This window comes from Nodosilinea sp. E11, from assembly GCF_032813545.1.
Taxonomy (GTDB): domain Bacteria; phylum Cyanobacteriota; class Cyanobacteriia; order Phormidesmidales; family Phormidesmidaceae; genus Nodosilinea.
Window position 1 is genome coordinate 4,540,404 of record NZ_CP136520.1, and the last position, 16,171, is coordinate 4,556,574.

Genomic DNA, 16,171 nt, shown 5'->3' on the forward strand with positions numbered 1-16,171 from the left:
GAAGCTAAGGCTTGCAGACCCCAGGGTTTTTCAAGAACCCTGGGGTCTTTTGCTGTTATAGCTATAGCCAATCAGGTTAGGACAGAGCCAACATCATTAGGACATTTTGCTTGCAACGCCCCCCCTGCCTGTCATTCCCGCGTGGGCGGGAATCCATTCGAGAGCAATTACAGGTTAGTGAATTCCCGTTGCCACGGGAATGACGGTTCTGTCCTAACCTAGATGACCACGGCTATATTTCGGGTTTTCCCGAGCTATCGCAGTGGCACCCTGGTGCGCTTGCAATCGGTGTTGCCTGTCACCCTAGACGCCCAACTGCTCTATCCTGATCAATCCCCGATTGCGGATCGCAATGGGGCTGTGGTCTCAACCTCTGGAGCCCTTGCCCGACCCCTCATGTTTACCACCGACGCCACCGGGCGGATAACGGTCAGCGGCCTCAAGCCAGGGGATTATGAAATTCGCTTGTTTACCGCCGCCGAAGAACTGGTGATAATTACCATTCCGCCAGGCCACAGCGGTATTTTCGAGGCTGGCAGTCTGATCACAACCCCCACCTATGAGGACGATGAGGACGATTTTGAGGATGATTCCTTTGAAGATGAGTAATACCAATCGTTCATGCTGCCAAGGCGACACCTCGAAGTGCGATGGCCATCGCTTTAGACCACACCAGCGATCGCCCACCCCCGCCGCCCTGCAACCTGTCACCACACCTAGCAGAACCTGACACCCAGCCGATAAGCTAGAGAGTGCAATCGATTCGCCCTCTCTGATTTGCCATGAACCGCATTTTTCGCGCCCTGACGGCTCCGCTGCTGGCTACCACCCTGCTGGCGGGTTCCATCCCTCTCCCCATCGGCAACGCCCGCGCCCAAGAGTCGGTGTCGCCCCGCGTTGCCCAGTTGCCCCGCACCCCCGACCAGGTGGTGGAGTGCGAGCTGCTGATTGTGGGTGGCGGCCTAGCGGGCACCGCAACGGCCTACGAGAGCCTAAAAATGGGCCACACCGTCTGCATGACCGAGCTGACCGACTGGGTGGGTGGGCAGATCTCATCCCAGGGCACCACCGCCCTCGACGAGTCGCGGGAGCAGCGCAACCAGCTATTTTATTCGCGGGGCTATAAAGAACTGCGCGATCGCGTCGCAGCCAAGTATGGCGAACTCAACCCCGGCCAGTGCTGGGTGAGTGTCACCTGCTTTATGCCCGCCGATGCCAACGCCATTTTGATGGAGATGCTGGCCGAGGCCGAGCGGGAGGGCGGCGGCGAACTGCGGTGGTTCCCCAATACCGTGGTCAAAGATCTGAGCCTGAATGCCGACGGCACTCACATTGACGAGGTGATCGCCATTCGCCACAGCCCGGCATCGGGCACCGCACCGCTCAACACCGACTTTCTCTCGGAGGTGATCGAAGACGCCTACACCTACCAAGACTCGGCCCGGCTCTCGAAGGAGATTATTCGGTTTGTGCCAGCGGGTACTGGGGCTAGGCAGGGCGCAGCCCCCAGTCGGGTCGACTGGTTTGTGGTCGAAGCCACCGAGACCGGCGAGCTGATCGTGCTGGCCGATGTGCCCTACGAGCTGGGGCTAGACCCGCGATCGCCCCTCAACCCCTCGTCGCCCGTGGCCGAGCGCGACCCCTACTGCACCCAGGGCTTTACCTACACCTTTGCCATGGAGCGCACTGCCGAGGCTCAGACCTTTGATGTGCCAGAGTTTTACAGCATCTACGAGCCCTACTACAGTTGGGAAAAAGAGCGCCCGCAACTGCTCACCCCCCAAGACCACTTTGACTTTGTCTTTACCTACCGTCGTCTGTGGAGCGCCGCGCCGCGCCGCACCGGGGAGCGGATCTTTGGCGCACCGCGTCCGGTGCCCGGCGATATCTCCATGCAGAACTGGACCTGGGGCAACGACTACCGCCCTGGCACCAGCCGCGATAACTTAATTCTCACCGAAGATCAGCTGCGGGCCAGCGGCCAGCTAGCGCCGGGGGGCTGGTTGGGGGGGCTGCGTACCGAAACCCTGCGGCGGGGCGAAGAAAATGCGATCGGTTTCTTCTACTGGTTGACCACCGGCACCACCGATTCGCAGATCGCTGATTCTTGGAAAGAACCCGAGCCCTACAACCGTTATCTGCGAGGGTTAGACTCGCCCATGAATACCGCCCACGGCCTGTCGAAGTACCCCTACATTCGCGAGGCCCGGCGGATTGTGGGTCGGCCTTCGCCCGGCTACGAGAGCGGCTTTATGATCAGCGAAATCGACTTTTCGTGGAATGATTTCAACTCTGCGTTTTACCGAGAAAATCTAGATCAGAGCACGTTTACCTCCATGCGACGCTTTTTGGCGGGGCTCGACACCATCGACACGTTTATGCCCGGTGCCGACCCCAACGAGTTCCCCATCCGGGGGCGATCGCGCATTTACCCCGACTCGGTCGGCATTGCCCAGTATGCGATCGATTTTCACCCCTGCATGCGCGACTACCCGCCCGAGGCCCCCGGCAACATTGAGCGGCCCGGCGTGCGTCAGGCCCACGGCCAGGCCTACCCGGCCCAGATCCCGCTGCGGGCGATGATTCCTCAGCGGGTCGACAATATGCTGGTGGCTAGTAAGAGCATTGCTGCTAGCACCATTGCTGCCGCCGCCTACCGGGTGCACTCCTTTGAGTGGTCGGTGGGGGCCGCCGCTGCCCACACCATCGACTTCTCGTTGCGCAACGGCGTGCTGCCCTACGAAATGGTGGTCAACCCCTTAGCCGAAAGCCCCTACCTAGAGGCGCTGCGGGCCGAGCTAGAGGCCAGTGGCAACCCGACGAAGTTCCCCAACACCTCGATCTTCAACGAAGACTGGGGCAACTGGCGACCCTGGTAAGGGAACTGGAGCTAACTCACCTACCAAAATGAGGACGGGGGGCGATCGCCCCCCGTCCTCGTTTTAGTCATAACCGGTCACTATCGAGGCCAGATGCTCATCGAGGTTAGATTATTGAACCGATAGCAGCAGGGTTTCGTTGACCGTCAAGGTGAGATCGCGGCTGGGGTTAATGGCAATTACATCTACGCGATCGCGCCCGAAGATTCTGGCAGCGGTCGCCCCGGTGGCGGCCCCGGCTAAGACCTCTAGGGTGCCAACGCTTTGATCACCGGTCGTGCGGGCGATCGCAGCGGCAGCCCCCGAACCGAGCACAGCTCCGGCCAAGGTCTGGCCAAAGCTAGCCCCCTGGCGGATGGTTTCGGTGGTCGTCACCGTTTGCGATGTGGCGTTAATCGCCAGGCTCTGCCCGTTGGGTAGCACCAGTTGTTGGGCCACAAACTGGGAGCCATTGCCGCTGGGGCGTAGTTCTCCCACCACCCGACTGCCCGCCGGTACTAAGACGCGCCCAGTGCCATCGGTCGCAGCCTGAGTCACCGTCAGGGTTAGAGCCGCCGTCTCACCGGGAAGCACCACCACTTTGTCACCCTGGTCGTAGGCCATCGTTAGGCTGGTGCCGGCGGGCAGGTTGGGCTGAACGGCAACTTGCTGCCCCACAATAAAGGGAGAGTTGACCGTAGCCACCTGGTTTTGGCTGGCCAAGGCCTGGTAAATAAAGGCGGCCACCTCGGCCCGAGTCGCCGTTTGGTTAGGTCTGAGCACCTGCACGTCGGGGTAGTTGACCACCATGCGCTGTTCTGTGGCTGCCGCCAGGCTAGCCACCGCATAGGCAGGAATTGTAGCCGAGTCGCGGTAGACACGAATGCTGTCTGGGTTGCTGGCGGTGTAGTTGAGCCCGTTGGCTAGAGAAACGAGCACCTGAGCCCGGGGAATATTTTGGTCTGGCTGGAAAACATTGCCGGGGTAGCCCGACAAAAATCCCATCGTATCGGCTTCCCGAATGGCGGCGGCGGCCCAGTAGTTAGGGGGCACATCGACAAAAGCCGTGGCTCCCCGCACCGAAGCCCGGTTAAAGGCCCGGCGCAGCATAGCGGCGTACTGGGCGCGAGTCACGGGCTCATCGGGGCGAAACGTGCCATCGGGAAAACCAGCGATCACATCCCGAGCAGCCAAGTTGTTGATGAATTGATAGGCCCAATGGCCAGCGGGTACGTCAGCAAACTGGGTCTGGGGCTGAGTTTGAGCAATCACTGGCGCAGCAGAGATCACCGGGGCAAAGGCCCCAACGGTTAACCCCAGGGCCAGCATTAGGGCAGCACCAGATTTGGCGCGAAAAGAACTAGGCATGGTTGAAAAACTCCAAAGACAAGCAAAGGGGGAACACATCCTGATCAGACTCGGTTCAAGGCACTTTTACACAGCTCTTTTGAGGTCAATTGAGCAGTCGTTTGGGTAGCCAATGACAGCTAAGCAACCGAAAGATTGACCAGAATTTCTATTTCTTTAAGAACCCAAAAAAGTTTGCCAAAGACCACCTAAAACTGGAAGCAGGACAATTGCATAGCTTTAGCAACCCTTCCTTCAGTGTTGAAAGATGATTACCTCTCGCTCTCCTTAATCTAAGATTACTATTGCCATAGTTACCGATGAGCTTTCCGCTATTTCAACTGTCACAGTCATAATTCTCCCCAAGGTCTACCTCATTCTTCCTCCCATTGGGGGAGTGTCGCTATCGGCATAACCAGGACAAGATCAATTTCAGGTCTAAAAGTTCCAGCTTTTTCGCTATTGCTAATTCACGCCAAAGCTGAAGGGCATCACCCCATTGCCATGAAAAAATCCCAACTAAAAGCCTGGCTAAGGTCATCCTAGCCAGGCTGATACCAAATCCTGTTTGGGCTTCCCGCTTGGAGGGGAAACGTGTAGACGGGACAAAATAGCGCTGAAAGTGCTTGGGGGCAGCTGTCGCGATCGCCCCCACCGCCATCACCCAGAACTAGGGAAGATCGGGAGAGGCTAAATCTCCGCCACAGCCCGTTCGATTAGACGGCGAGCTAGGGTCTGAGTGCCCGTGTGCTCGTAGTACTTCACCGACATATCTAAAAACGCGCCCAGGTAGTCGAGCTTGCCCCTAGAGCCCTCGATAAAACCGCCCAAATTATCGACTAGGCCGCCCTGGGTAATGTTGTGATCGCCCACAAATTTATCCATCCAGCCCTTGGTTGACTCAAAGCTCTCGGTCATAAACGAAAGCTTGGCCCTGTCGTTTTTGCCAGGAATTTCGTCTTTGATGCCCTTAAAGGTTTGGTTGCCGTCGAGATCGCTCGGCCCCATACCTTTGATGGCATTGAGTGCCTTAGTCGAGAAGTCGGCCCCGAGGGGAATGATGCCGTCGAAGCTGACCAACGCCGCCATGCGAATCAGTGACTCGCTGCTGTAGTCGCCAAGGGCGGCGAGAAAGTCGCCCAGGCTATCGCCGGGGATGCCGCTGATTTTACAAAAAGCGACTACCTCGGTGACCAGCTTCACCGCTAGGTCAATGGTCTGGGCTTTTTCGGGCTTAGGGGAGAGGTTTTTGAGAAAGCCCAAAAAGGTGTCTTGGCCAATGCGGTTGGCCAAGGCCGCTGCCCCCAACAGGCCAGAGGCCGAGTCAACGGTTTGGTAGAGCCATAGAGCACTCTGGTAGCCCTGCTTTTTGTCGTTAAACAGAGCGATCGCCCGTTCACCAATGGCCTGCACCATAGCGGCATCGGTTTCGCCCGTGACCGTTTTGATGGTGTTGTCAAAGCCCACTAAGTTGTTCCACTGGCCAGGGACAACATTGTCGAGGGTTTTGAGCGCCCGCACCGTTAGCCCGCCCGTGGGGAGCTTATCAACAATTTCGTAAATTTTTTTGCTCACAATTGGCTCCTTATGTCTGCCTTAGTTGCTGATGATGAGGATCAAGGATTCAAGACCGTGGCCTAGACGCCTGGCTAACCACCGTTAGGTAGATGCCTAACCTACCCAGCGTGGTGTGAATAGAGTTCTAAGGCCTAACGTCACTACTGCCTGGCGGCCTAAATCGCTAGGTGGCAGGCTGAAGCTCAGGCGACGATCGCGGCAATTGCACCCTGGGCAGCTTGAATCCAGGGTTCTTTGGTCCACGGCTGGCCTGGGTGTTGTCTGGAGCCACTGAGGGGGCCGCCGCCTTAGCGGCTGGGTTGAGCGCCCTTTTAAGCTGGGCTAGCCCTTCAAGATCAAACTTTTGTAGCCAGGTCACCCGGTCTGCTTTCGTGAAGGAAGGGTCGCGCGAGAGCACCTTGACCTGGTAGCGATCGTTCACCAACACCCCAGTGGCCGTGGTGCCCTGGTCTACGGCGGGAAAGCCCTCTACCGACTCAGTAGCAGAGCTGTACTTTTCCGCTGAGCCTGGCACGCTGGTGGTGTCGCTAATGGTGAGCATGGCCAGGGTGGTGTTTCCCTGCTGAAGCTTATATTCGGCAAAGCCCTTTTTCTCTTGGTAAGGAATGACGTTATAGCCATCCTGATCCCCAGGGAAAAATTGGTTGAACGTGCCGCCCTTCTCGGCTTTTTTATCGACCGCCGCCGGGGCGCGAAAACCAGTGGTGTCTTTTTGCACCTGGTCATAGTTAGAAGGGGCCGACGAACAGGCCGTGACCAGCAATACTAGGCACACCATCAGGGGTGCTAGTCGCCGCAACCAGCGAGTAAAACTCATAAACACTCTCCTTAACAGACAAATAATGGAAGGGGCCGCAGAGAACTCTGAGCCCCTAAAGCCTATGGTTGAACCCTGCCACAGAAACATAAAGCTTCCGTAAGCGAAAATTTATCTTTTACAAAAAGAATTCTGCTGAGCAGACCTCACAGCATCTTCGATCGCACCAGGGTTTGGCTATCTCTCCTCAGGTCAGTTCCGCAGGCTAGAGGCCCAAAACCAGCTTAAAGCGATCGAGGGCCTCAGCCTCGGCAGCGCTGACCTTAGTGCCCGTGCCAAACAGACCGCTGCCAGCGGCTTCGGCCACGGCCACACCACAGTCATAGATAAACTGCTTGTACTCCATCACCTCTGGGGCGCTAGCCTTCCCGTCAACTAAGGCGATCGCCGCGTTGATGTCTGCGATCGCTTCTTCGATCATGGCCCCCGACTTCACCTCCTCCGGCTTCACCTCGGGCTTGTCGAGTTTGACCTCGCCACTCTTGAGGGTTGCTTCAGAAAACGCCGCTTGAATGATCGAGTTGGCAGGATACTTAGCTGCCGCTCCGGCGATTTGCTTCGACATTGCCGCCGCCTCAATGGCCGTCGAAACCAAGCCCATATCGATCATGGCCACCGAAAGCCCAGTCATCATCGGGGCTCTGACCAGGGTTTGTAGCTCAGCGATAGTGTAGTCGCCCATGGCTTACCTCACAAAAAACAAATTGATCAAACAGAAATTCTTTTTACCAAATGCCTTGTTACGCATAGCTGCGCTGGGATTGCTCATGCTCCAAGAACCCTACTAGCCCAGCAAAAACCAGCAGAAGCCCATAGCAGCAGAGTTTTGTGGGCACCCTAGGTAGGCCTAGACCGAATGCCAGTATCGGCTGGGCTGAAATTTTCTCTCTCTAAAGCAACCTTAAACTGGCAACGTTAAAATTAAAGCGCTACGGTTCATTGTTCAAGTTTACTAGCTGTGGCCAGGCGGTGACCTAATTTGCCCCATCGAACGCTTTCCCAAAAAGGGAAATTTGGGCCACCTTACCCCCCTCGCCACACCTGATATTCCCTACTGAGGATGCCTACCGAGGAGGATCTATGCCCACAGTCACCCAGTCTCCCTATACCCCAGAACAAGTCAAGGTCTGGCTGCGGGGGCTGCTCACCCTGGCCTGGGCCGACGGCAATTTTGACGACGACGAAAAATCCCTCATTGCCAGCATTACTGAAGACGAACTGGCCCCTGGCTTAGACTTTGACCACTTTGAGCCCGTCACCCCCGATGAGGTCGCCCAAGTGCTGGGCGATGATCCAGCCATGGGCGAAAATTTCCTGCGGATGGCGGTGATGGTGGCCTTGGCCGACGGGGTCTACTCCGTCGAAGAAGATACCCAGATTCAAGCACTGTGCGCAGCGCTGAAGCTGCAAGAAACCGTGCTCAACTCGGTGCGATCGACCCTCTACAGTCTCAAACCCGAGAATGACCAGCTGGCTGCCGGATTGCGCCCCCCGGCCCAGGGCAAACTCGACCCCCTCAAGCCCGCCCGCGAATGGCTCGACCAACTAGAGGTACACGACCCGCGCCTGGCTCGGTTTGTCTGCAAGTTGATTCCGTCCCAGTGCCCCTTTGAGCGCGATGTGGTGCTGTTTAAGAAAAAGCTGGTGCACATTCCCCCCATGTGCAAAATTAATCCACTGTATGAACAGCTCGTAGGGCTGCGGTTTCGCGCTCTGTCGTACCTGGCCGATGACTGCGGCGAGGATGTAACGCCTTTGCTGTAGGGTGCTGGCAGACGTTCAGCAACTCTGCTGTTCGAGCCCTTATGTAGCTATAGCCGAAATCATTAGGCCGTTTGGCTTGCAACAATCCCTGTCCGTCTTTCCCGTGAAAACGGGAATCCATTCGAGAGCAGTACAGACTAGTGGATTCCCGCCTGCGCGGGAATGACAGCACTGTCCTAATCTGAGTGGCTATAGCTATAGCTAACCCAGCGAATTTGCGCTAAAAAAGCGGGAACCGGAGTTCCCGCCTGAGCTGTTTGAGGGTAATTGTGCAACGGGCCTATCAAACCCGTCGTTAGTCTTCGTAGATCCGGCACTCCGGAGCGTCGGGATGAGCCTTGCAATAGCGCTCAAAGGCGGTGGGCTGAGTCACCTGGCGGCGGTGAGCGGTGGATAGTTCTTCAACGGTTTCCCAGGCGATCGCAACGTCTACCGTGTCGGTGCCATATAGAGCGGTCAGGCGGCGAGCATGCTCTAGGGCCACCCGCAACTGAGACTCTAGGGTGGGCTGAATACCGGTGGTTGGGGTAGAGAGAGTTGTCGTCAAGTTCATGGCAGTTGGCCTCCTGTACTGTGGTTGAACTGTCTTTAGCCTAATGATAATTTAGGCGAATGACTAGAGGCTTTACATATAAACCCTTGTTATCATTCATCAGGTTTTCTTACCTGTCATTGCTTCTGGTCAATCGAGCGGTGATTTGACCGCCGGTTGTTCGAGCAGATCTTGGGCAAAGCGAACGCGGTGGCGACGCGAAACCTCTTGCTCTGGGTCAACACCGTCAAAGGTGGGCGGAATCCAGGCTCGCACCAGCAGCAGCCCGCCCAGCACCAGCAAGAATGCGCAGCTGGCTAGCACCTGGGTCCAGGGAGTATCGAGCACGCCGCGCACAATAATTTCTCGCAGCACCGACACAATCGACACTTCGACCGCCACCCCAATCGAAACGCGATGCTCTTGCAGATAGATAATCAGCAGCCGAAACAGCTCCACCAAAATCAGCAAAAACAGAATGTCGGCGGTCACCTCGGGAAAGTTGAGCGGCGGCAGCAGCGAAAGAAACATCTCCCGCAGCTGCATCACCATGAAGCTGAACAGCCCCATACAGAGCGAAATTACAATCAAATCTTGAACTAGCTCAAGCAGACGAACCACATAGTTGCCATTGAGCCAGGTGGCCCAGCGGGAGGAGGTAGGGAGGTTTTGCATAGGGGTATCGGGGGTGTGGGTGGGAGGTTTGGTGGATGAGTGGGAGTGTGGATGAGTGGGAGGGTGAATGTGTTTTATAGGTAGGGGTGCATGGCATGGGCCCTGCTGAACCAGGGGTAATCAGCCAGGCGTAGGGTGCATTGGGTCTTAAACTTGCCGTGGGAGGTAGCGATCGGCGCTGTCTTCTCAGCCTGAATCCGAAATGAGTTGTAGGTGGTGCCGTTTCGCAACTCAAACTCAATGGCGCAGCGATCGCGGGCCCAGCCTAAGCAACGAATAACAGTGGAATCGGCAGCTATTGCTGCGGCTTGAAGCGTTAAGCGGTCGGCAGGAGCGACCGCTTGAGGGGAATCAATCTGATAAACCATGAAACTTGTCTATCCTCATTGAGATTTCACCTGACATATCTCAATGATTAGCTGCTGTCCATGATTTGTAAAATGTCAATCTCAAAACCGAATGATTAGAAATTTATATAATAAGCAATCATTGCTATTTGTGCTGCAAATATATTGAGCTATAGCCATAGCCGACATCATTAGGACGTTTGGCTTGCAACAATCCCTGTCTGTCATTCCCGTAGCCACGGAAATCCATTCGAGAGCCATGATGGGCTAGCGGGTTCCCGCCCCATGCCTTCGCGGGGGCAGGTTCCACGCGAGAATCACGGCCCTGTTCTAACTTGATTGGCTATAGCTATAAGCCAAGGATTGAATACTTTTTAGGTTGGAGATGCCTGGCGTGGCCGCTGGGCTTTGCCTGTCGACCACGTTAGCAACCACTAGTGCACATTCTGTCCCAGGCAAAAGCCGCCCGCTATCCGATTGGCGGGTGCTACTGACGATCGCAGTCTAGGTCGCAACCTATAACGACTCAGGTTCTTTGCCAGAGACCACTGGGGCGATCGCACTCAGCTTCAGCTTCGGGTGGTCAGACACTACTTGCTGACAGTTCCACTCGTTTTTAAACAACAGCACCGGACGATCCCAGCTGTCTTTGACGGTGACCGTGTTAAAGAGCCGCCCCACCGCTTCTAAGGCTTCCCAGCCACCATCTACCCAGCGGGCCACGGCGTAGGGTAAGGCTTCTAGGCGGGTTTCCACGCCGTACTCATGTTGCAGACGGTACTGCACCACCTCTAGCTGGAGCTGACCTACAGCAGCCAAAATCGGGTCGCGCTTCGACTCGTCAGCGGAGAACATAATCTGCACCGCCCCCTCCTCGCGCAGTTCAGACACGCCTTTCTGAAACTGCTTGTACTTAGAGGGGTTGGGGTTCTTCAGATAGGCAAAAATCTCTGGCGAAAAACAGGGAATGCCGTCGTATTCCAGCCGCTTACCCTGGTAGATAGTGTCGCCGATCGCAAACACACCAGGGTTATTCAGACCAATCACATCGCCGGGGTAGGCTTCTTCCAGCGATTCTCTGCCCTGGCCAAACAGCTTTTGGGGGTGAGACAGCCGTACCGACTTGCCCGATCGCGCGTGGCTGACCACCATGTCTTTCTCAAACTTGCCCGAGCACACCCGCACAAAGGCGATGCGGTCTCTGTGTTTGGGGTCCATATTCGCTTGCAGCTTGAACACAAACCCCGAAAAATCTTCGTGGGTGGGCGCAATCTCGCCCAGGGTGCTGCTATGGGCCGAGGGCTTGAGGCCGTAGTCTAAAAACGCATCGAGAAACAGCTGCACGCCGAAATTTGTCATGGCGCTGCCGAAGAAAACCGGGGTCTGCTGCCCGGCGTGGACGGCGTCAAGATCCAGCTCTGGCCCCACTTCTTCGATCACCTCCAGTTCTTCTTTGAACTGGTAGTAGAGATCCTGATCGAGCAGTTCTTCAATGCGGGGGTCGCCAATATCTAGCACCGTGTTCTTGGCGGCTTTTTTGCCGTGGATGCTGCGCTCAAACAGATGAATCTGCTGGTGGCGGCGGTCAAACACGCCCTTGAAGCGATCGCCCATGCCGATCGGCCAGTTGACCGCGTAGGTTTGCAGCCCCAGCCGCTGCTCGATCTCATCCAGCAGTTCCAGCGGTTCGCGGGCGGGGCGATCCATCTTGTTGAAGAAGGTGAAGATGGGCAGCGATCGCATTCGGCACACTTCAAACAGTTTCAGGGTCTGCGGCTCTAGACCCTTGGCCGCGTCTTCGAGCATCACCGCGTTGTCGGCGGCGGCCAGGGTGCGGTAGGTGTCTTCGCTAAAGTCTTGGTGGCCGGGGGTATCCAGCAGGTTCATGGTGTAGCCCCGGTAGGCAAACTGAAGCACCGTGGAGGTGATCGAAATCCCCCGCTGCTGCTCCAGTTCCATCCAGTCCGACGTCGCGCTCCGCTGGGCACGCTTGGCCTTGACCGCCCCCGCCTCCTGAATAGCGCCTCCGTAGAGCAGTAGCTTTTCGGTCAGCGTCGTTTTACCGGCGTCGGGGTGGGAGATGATGGCAAAATTGCGCCGCTGCTCTACCGCATCGGCGATCGAGGCGGAGGTGGCGACAGGAGAAACAGCGGCGTCAGTCATGAACCGGGGATACTCGTAAAATTGATACGTCCTCCTATTGTAAAGGGTGGCCCTAGCGAAGCGAAACTGGGCCACAGATGCTGCCCCTGTTAACGGTTTTGCCCTTCAGTGGGGAAATGCTAAAATCTTACCAACGTCTTACCCGAAGTGATCGAGCATCCCATGGAAGTCACTCGTCTGTCGAGCAAAGGTCAGGTGATTATCCCCAAAGCGCTGCGGGTCGCTCACCACTGGGAAGCGGGGCAAGAATTGATTGCCGTGGATGTGGGCGACGGCATTTTACTAAAGCCGAAAAAGCCCTTTGAGCCCACTACCCTAGCCGAGGTAGCAGGCTGCCTAAGGTATGAAGGCTCACCCAAAAGCCTAGAAGATATGGATCGCGCTCTGCGCCAGGGGGTACTGGAGCAGTGGCATGATCGCCGTTGACACCAACATCATTGTGCGGCTCATCACCCAAGATGACGAATCGCAGTACCGGGCCAGCGTAGACCTCTTTCAAAACCCTGAAATTTTTATTCCTGATACGGTGATTTTAGAGACCGAGTGGGTGTTGCGCTTTGCCTACGGCTTTAAGGCTGCTGAGATTTGCGCCGCCTTTAGAAAGATCTTTGGTCTGTCCAATGTTTATCTCGCCAACGAAAATTTAATGTCCCAGGTCTTGCAGTGGTATGAAAAGGGTCTGGATTTTGGCGATGCTTTGCATTTGGCCACGAGCCAGCATTGTTCTGCTCTCTATACCTTTGACAAGGCGTTTATCAAACGCGCCAAAACGCTCACCGACCAGCGGGTTCAAAGACCCTAAACCAACAGCTCTATATTCAGGCAGGTAAGCTGCGTAGCGGGGTGAGAAACCCGGTTTCAGGGAGGAACATTTAATGCCCATCATAATGCACCACTCTCTGGGTACAGCCCTGGCGGTAGCCGATGGAGTGCAGCATCTCGTCATAGTACGAGGCTATTTTGGAAATTGAACAAAACAGCTTATTAGGGTCAAGATATATTACTATATCGTTAAGCAATGAATTCAGGATTTCCCATGCCCACAGAATGGCTCTACGGCCTGTTTGGCGGCATTCTGATCGGCCTTAGCGCCACCCTACTGCTGGCTCTCAACGGACGGATCGCGGGCATCAGCGGCATGGTCAACGGGGCGATCACCTTTGCCGCCGCCGAGGCCTGGCGCTGGCTGTTTTTAGTCGGCTTAGTCGCAGGCGGCTTGGTTTACGAATATGCCTGGGCTCCCCAGTCCACTCCCACCTATCCCGTTGCCCCCGTCACCATGATTGTGGCGGGGCTGCTGGTGGGCTATGGCACTCGCATGGGCAATGGCTGCACCAGCGGCCACGGGGTTTGCGGGCTGGGGCGGCTGTCGATGCGATCGCTGGTCGCTGTCCTCACCTTCATGACCACCGGTATTGTCACCGTATTCATCACCCGCCACCTGCTGGGCTGGGCTTAGAGCCATTACAAGGAACCATCATGACCACCCGTAGCGCATCCTCCCCCAACACCCTGGCGCAGAATCTGGTCGCCCTGGCTGCCGGGCTACTGTTTGGCCTCGGCCTCGGCTGTTCGCAGATGATCGACCCCCAGCGGGTGATCGGTTTTCTAGACCTATTTGGCACCTGGGACCCTACCCTGGCCTTTGTGATGGGCGGCGCGGTGCTGGTAACGCTGATTAGCTTTCGGTTCATTTTGCGACGGTCCGCCCCGCTGCTCGATCGCAACTTCTTCGTACCCACCCGCAACGATATCGATCGCCCTCTGGTGCTCGGCGCAGCCCTGTTTGGCATCGGCTGGGGGCTGGGAGGATACTGCCCTGGACCGGCGATCGCAGCTTTAGGGCTAGGCTCAGCCAACCCACTGCTGTTTCTGGCGGCTATGCTCGCCGGATCGCTGGCCTACAAAGCCCTTAACCCCCCGCCTCAAGCTTGAGCGCAGATTGGTGCTCACGGGGCCAAAAATTCGCTACCCTAAACAGTCGTGTAGTGCGGGGCAGCAAACGAAATGGCGACGATGAGACATGTCGGCAACATTGGGATGGGCCTACTGCTAGGGATAGCCCTAACGGGCTCTATGGGTTTAGCCAACACTCAGGCCAAGAGTCTAGAGGGCATCTCAACGGATAGCGTCAGCGACATTCGCCTGAAGCAAAACCGAGCCCAAACCTATAGAAACGCCATGCTGGCAGGTTACTCTGCCACAGAACGCAAAGATTACCACACCGCCCTCATCAATTTTCGGCGGGCCTTAGCGGCTCGACCGGGCGATCGCTACGCCACCGCTGCCATTCGCAATATGGAAGCCTACATTGCTCGGGAGCGAGCCGAGGCCGCCAAACAAGCCGAAATCGTTCAGCGGCAAGAAACCCTGGCCGCCGCTGTGGCCGCCAGTGACTGGGCCTGTGCCGCCGCCTCAGTCGATCGCCTGGTGGTATTGATTCCCCCTGATTCCGCCGATCGCTCTCGCCTAATTGCCTACCGGGGCGAACTCACCGGGTTTATCCAGGCTCGGGCCAACCTCGATCAGTGGTCTACGGTGTGCCCTGGCGGCCAAGTCTGATCGAACGGGCAGTTAACCAGCCAGAAAGCACCCCATCAACGCTCGACAGTGCGAGGGCGATCGGGCCGAGCAGGTCACCATCTAGCAAAAAAGGCCCCCTGATAACCAGGGGGCCTTTTTAGTTAGATTTCCAGGGAAGCTTGAGCAAACCGATACTAGATCAGCTTAAGCTCTGGATACTGGGCCACCAGCTCATCGGCGCTGAGCGTGTCTCCCGACTTCTGTGGAGTCCACAGCACTTCTACCGCCAGCAGATTTTCGCCCGACACGGCCCCAATCTGGTTTAAGGCCTGGCGCAGGTTATCAGACGAGTAGATCTCAGGTAGATCCAGCTTGCCCTGGGTCGCTACCACTACCGTCGCCAGAATGTACTCACCAGGGAACTGATCGCTGTCACCGGTCAGCAGGGCCTTGGGCTCAGCCTGGGTAATTTGATTGTTGACGTTAGAAATGGTTTCTTCGCTGAACCGACTGCGGGCCGAGAGGGTATAGCGATTAAACTCTTGCTCGGCGCTAAGCAGGCGAGTTTGCTTGCCTTCGCTAGCGGCGTAGGCCCAGTAGTCGGGGTGGCGCAGCAACGCCAGGGTGGTTTCTTGCAGCAGTTTAGCCAACCCTTGAGAAGTGCCAGTATCGGCGGTGGTCGCCAACCGGTTGAGGTCGTCTTGCAAAGCGCGGGCCTCGGCCAGCAGGCCCACCTGAAGCTTGGTCACAGCCACTGGTGGGTTGCTGCCAGCGGGGGCAGCATAGTCATCTCCGGCGGTTGCCCCTCTAAAGCCGCGCACTACCACGTTGGCAATGGCAATAAAAATTAGCAGGGTAAACAACCCACCAAATCCTCCCCCAATGCCGATAAACGGAAACAGGAAGGGGAAGCCAAACCCACCGCCAGGGTAGTAGCCGCCACCGCCGCCAGGGGCATAGGTGCGTGGGGTAGGGCTCATGCGCGGAGCCGGAGCCCGAAAGCTGCCGCCGCCCATGCGGCCCCCCGCTGCGGCCCAGGCCCCATCGGCAGAACCGAAGACCAAAACCAAGGCTAGTACTACCACCATCAAAGGCTTAAGCAGCGGCTTGAGGCGTCGAAATAAGTGTTTAACCATTGGGTAAAAACGGAATGCTAACGTGGAGTGCTGATGTCTTTAATTTAACGCGAAGTCTTTTGGCGACGGCAGCCAAAGGGAACAAATTGATGGCGGAAACCCGTACCAGCGTTTCTAAACCACCGCCCTTCGTCTAGCCGCCACCCACAATAGTGACAATTTCGAGACGGTCATCGGGGCGCAAATGGGTCGTCTCCCACAGTTGGCGATGGAGAATTTCACCGTTGTACTCTACCGCCACCAGCCGAGGATTTAAGCCGAGAGACGTTAAAAAATCGGGCAGCAGGGTGCCAGAGACGCAGGGTTGCGAGGCTCCGTTAACCAAAATGTAAAATGTGTCGGTCGTGGGATCAAGCATGGCCAGAGGATAAAAGCTGACGGTTCTAGAGTTGGGGTGTGGTGGCTGGGTACGGAGTTTAGACGGTTTCGCT

At 56.7% G+C, this 16,171-nt stretch carries 17 protein-coding genes and 1 pseudogene; 8 read left to right on the forward strand and 10 right to left on the reverse strand.

Going from position 1 to position 16,171, the window contains the following annotated elements:
• Positions 1–222: 222 nt before the first annotated feature.
• A complete protein-coding gene (locus tag RRF56_RS22490) occupies positions 223–609 on the forward strand; it encodes a hypothetical protein (RefSeq protein ID WP_317035382.1) in 387 nt (128 codons plus the stop codon).
• A 173-nt stretch (positions 610–782) separates the two neighbouring features.
• Positions 783–2,879 (forward strand): FAD-dependent oxidoreductase, encoded by a 2,097-nt coding sequence (locus RRF56_RS22495; RefSeq protein ID WP_317035383.1) that lies wholly within the window; start codon positions 783–785, stop codon positions 2,877–2,879.
• 111 nt (positions 2,880–2,990) lie between these two features.
• Here RRF56_RS22495 and RRF56_RS22500 read toward each other — a convergent pair whose 3' ends face one another.
• The 4 genes from RRF56_RS22500 to RRF56_RS22515 all read right to left on the reverse strand — a co-directional run bounded on the left by RRF56_RS22500 (position 2,991) and on the right by RRF56_RS22515 (position 7,282).
• A complete protein-coding gene (locus RRF56_RS22500) occupies positions 2,991–4,226 on the reverse strand; it encodes an S-layer homology domain-containing protein (protein ID WP_317035384.1) in 1,236 nt (411 codons plus the stop codon).
• A gap of 669 nt (positions 4,227–4,895) precedes the next feature.
• Complete coding sequence (locus tag RRF56_RS22505) at positions 4,896–5,780, reverse strand: hypothetical protein (RefSeq protein WP_317035385.1); 885 nt, start codon at positions 5,778–5,780, stop codon at positions 4,896–4,898.
• 166 nt (positions 5,781–5,946) lie between these two features.
• Positions 5,947–6,600 carry a hypothetical protein gene (locus RRF56_RS22510; RefSeq protein WP_317035386.1) on the reverse strand — a complete coding sequence of 218 codons (654 nt, stop codon included), beginning with the start codon at positions 6,598–6,600 and terminating at the stop codon, positions 5,947–5,949.
• Positions 6,601–6,805: 205 nt separating this feature from the next.
• Positions 6,806–7,282: a hypothetical protein gene (locus RRF56_RS22515; protein ID WP_317035387.1), complete on the reverse strand. Its 477-nt coding sequence runs from the start codon at positions 7,280–7,282 to the stop codon at positions 6,806–6,808.
• 398 nt (positions 7,283–7,680) lie between these two features.
• Between RRF56_RS22515 and RRF56_RS22520 the strand changes: the two genes are divergently transcribed.
• Entirely contained in the window at positions 7,681–8,364 is a 684-nt protein-coding gene (locus tag RRF56_RS22520; protein ID WP_317035388.1) for a Mo-dependent nitrogenase C-terminal domain-containing protein, read from the forward strand.
• A 295-nt stretch (positions 8,365–8,659) separates the two neighbouring features.
• Here RRF56_RS22520 and RRF56_RS22525 read toward each other — a convergent pair whose 3' ends face one another.
• The 4 genes and pseudogenes from RRF56_RS22525 to prfC all read right to left on the reverse strand — a co-directional run bounded on the left by RRF56_RS22525 (position 8,660) and on the right by prfC (position 12,081).
• Entirely contained in the window at positions 8,660–8,917 is a 258-nt protein-coding gene (locus tag RRF56_RS22525; protein ID WP_317035389.1) for a Calvin cycle protein CP12, read from the reverse strand.
• A gap of 129 nt (positions 8,918–9,046) precedes the next feature.
• Positions 9,047–9,571 carry a phosphate-starvation-inducible PsiE family protein gene (locus RRF56_RS22530; RefSeq protein ID WP_317035390.1) on the reverse strand — a complete coding sequence of 175 codons (525 nt, stop codon included), beginning with the start codon at positions 9,569–9,571 and terminating at the stop codon, positions 9,047–9,049.
• A 146-nt stretch (positions 9,572–9,717) separates the two neighbouring features.
• Positions 9,718–9,939, reverse strand: a pseudogene (locus RRF56_RS22535) (diflavin flavoprotein A); the annotation flags it as partial.
• Between the two features lie 495 nt (positions 9,940–10,434).
• On the reverse strand, positions 10,435–12,081 hold the full coding sequence (gene prfC / locus RRF56_RS22540) for a peptide chain release factor 3 (protein ID WP_317035392.1): 1,647 nt from the start codon (positions 12,079–12,081) through the stop codon (positions 10,435–10,437).
• A gap of 162 nt (positions 12,082–12,243) precedes the next feature.
• On the opposite strand from prfC, the gene RRF56_RS22545 reads away from it, so the two are divergent.
• From RRF56_RS22545 to RRF56_RS22565, 5 genes are all read left to right on the forward strand, one after another.
• Positions 12,244–12,507 (forward strand): AbrB/MazE/SpoVT family DNA-binding domain-containing protein, encoded by a 264-nt coding sequence (locus tag RRF56_RS22545; RefSeq protein ID WP_317035393.1) that lies wholly within the window; start codon positions 12,244–12,246, stop codon positions 12,505–12,507.
• Positions 12,494–12,883 carry a type II toxin-antitoxin system VapC family toxin gene (locus RRF56_RS22550; protein ID WP_317035394.1) on the forward strand — a complete coding sequence of 130 codons (390 nt, stop codon included), beginning with the start codon at positions 12,494–12,496 and terminating at the stop codon, positions 12,881–12,883. The genes RRF56_RS22545 and RRF56_RS22550 overlap by 14 nt, the downstream gene beginning before the upstream one ends.
• Positions 12,884–13,117: 234 nt before the next feature.
• A complete protein-coding gene (locus RRF56_RS22555; protein ID WP_317035395.1) occupies positions 13,118–13,540 on the forward strand; it encodes a YeeE/YedE family protein in 423 nt (140 codons plus the stop codon).
• A 20-nt stretch (positions 13,541–13,560) separates the two neighbouring features.
• Positions 13,561–14,016, forward strand: coding sequence for a YeeE/YedE family protein (locus tag RRF56_RS22560; protein ID WP_317035396.1), 456 nt, complete (start codon positions 13,561–13,563; stop codon positions 14,014–14,016).
• A 72-nt stretch (positions 14,017–14,088) separates the two neighbouring features.
• Complete coding sequence (locus RRF56_RS22565; RefSeq protein WP_317035397.1) at positions 14,089–14,643, forward strand: hypothetical protein; 555 nt, start codon at positions 14,089–14,091, stop codon at positions 14,641–14,643.
• Positions 14,644–14,798: 155 nt separating this feature from the next.
• On the opposite strand, the gene RRF56_RS22570 is transcribed toward RRF56_RS22565, so the two are convergent.
• Positions 14,799–15,740: a DUF1517 domain-containing protein gene (locus RRF56_RS22570; protein WP_317035398.1), complete on the reverse strand. Its 942-nt coding sequence runs from the start codon at positions 15,738–15,740 to the stop codon at positions 14,799–14,801.
• A gap of 133 nt (positions 15,741–15,873) precedes the next feature.
• A complete protein-coding gene (gene thiS, locus RRF56_RS22575; RefSeq protein WP_317035399.1) occupies positions 15,874–16,098 on the reverse strand; it encodes a sulfur carrier protein ThiS in 225 nt (74 codons plus the stop codon).
• Between the last annotated feature and the right edge of the window lie 73 nt (positions 16,099–16,171).

Coding starts and splice junctions, on each gene's coding strand:
- RRF56_RS22490 (WP_317035382.1), top strand. CDS start 223: ATGACCACGGCTATATTTCGGGTTTTCCCGAGCTATCGCAGTGGCACC.
- RRF56_RS22495 (WP_317035383.1), top strand. CDS start 783: ATGAACCGCATTTTTCGCGCCCTGACGGCTCCGCTGCTGGCTACCACC.
- RRF56_RS22500 (WP_317035384.1), bottom strand. CDS start 4,226: ATGCCTAGTTCTTTTCGCGCCAAATCTGGTGCTGCCCTAATGCTGGCC.
- RRF56_RS22510 (WP_317035386.1), bottom strand. CDS start 6,600: ATGAGTTTTACTCGCTGGTTGCGGCGACTAGCACCCCTGATGGTGTGC.
- RRF56_RS22515 (WP_317035387.1), bottom strand. CDS start 7,282: ATGGGCGACTACACTATCGCTGAGCTACAAACCCTGGTCAGAGCCCCG.
- RRF56_RS22520 (WP_317035388.1), top strand. CDS start 7,681: ATGCCCACAGTCACCCAGTCTCCCTATACCCCAGAACAAGTCAAGGTC.
- RRF56_RS22525 (WP_317035389.1), bottom strand. CDS start 8,917: ATGAACTTGACGACAACTCTCTCTACCCCAACCACCGGTATTCAGCCC.
- RRF56_RS22530 (WP_317035390.1), bottom strand. CDS start 9,571: ATGCAAAACCTCCCTACCTCCTCCCGCTGGGCCACCTGGCTCAATGGC.
- prfC (WP_317035392.1), bottom strand. CDS start 12,081: ATGACTGACGCCGCTGTTTCTCCTGTCGCCACCTCCGCCTCGATCGCC.
- RRF56_RS22545 (WP_317035393.1), top strand. CDS start 12,244: ATGGAAGTCACTCGTCTGTCGAGCAAAGGTCAGGTGATTATCCCCAAA.
- RRF56_RS22550 (WP_317035394.1), top strand. CDS start 12,494: ATGATCGCCGTTGACACCAACATCATTGTGCGGCTCATCACCCAAGAT.
- RRF56_RS22555 (WP_317035395.1), top strand. CDS start 13,118: ATGCCCACAGAATGGCTCTACGGCCTGTTTGGCGGCATTCTGATCGGC.
- RRF56_RS22560 (WP_317035396.1), top strand. CDS start 13,561: ATGACCACCCGTAGCGCATCCTCCCCCAACACCCTGGCGCAGAATCTG.
- RRF56_RS22565 (WP_317035397.1), top strand. CDS start 14,089: ATGGCGACGATGAGACATGTCGGCAACATTGGGATGGGCCTACTGCTA.
- RRF56_RS22570 (WP_317035398.1), bottom strand. CDS start 15,740: ATGGTTAAACACTTATTTCGACGCCTCAAGCCGCTGCTTAAGCCTTTG.
- thiS (WP_317035399.1), bottom strand. CDS start 16,098: ATGCTTGATCCCACGACCGACACATTTTACATTTTGGTTAACGGAGCC.